Genomic DNA, 263 nt, shown 5'->3' on the forward strand with positions numbered 1-263 from the left:
GCAAACCCTTTAGCGACTCCTGCCACCCCATCAGCTAAATTACCCACTACAGGTAGCAGACTATCCCCGGTGCTAATGGCAGCATCTTTAATCTGATTCCACGCCATTTTCGACCGGGCCCCGACCGTCTCATACCTGCGCGCGACTTCCTCCGCGAGTGCTTTGTTCTCGTCAAAAGCGCTTTGCCCGTCGCGCATGGCTTTGGAGAATACGTCGGAAGCGGAGGCGGCGCGGCGTAGAGCATCGCCTACGCGTAGGTCGGT

1 protein-coding gene is annotated in these 263 nt (G+C 58.2%); it reads right to left on the reverse strand.

All coding sequences use genetic code 11. The annotated features are described in order from the left end of the window. Positions 1–197: hypothetical protein (locus QP381_RS09125; RefSeq protein WP_285068700.1), on the reverse strand; the 197-nt coding region annotated here is incomplete at its 3' end. Positions 198–263 lie beyond the last annotated feature (66 nt).

Source organism: Pauljensenia sp. UMB6358 (assembly GCF_030216865.1).
Classification (GTDB): Bacteria; Actinomycetota; Actinomycetes; order Actinomycetales; family Actinomycetaceae; genus Pauljensenia; species Pauljensenia turicensis_A.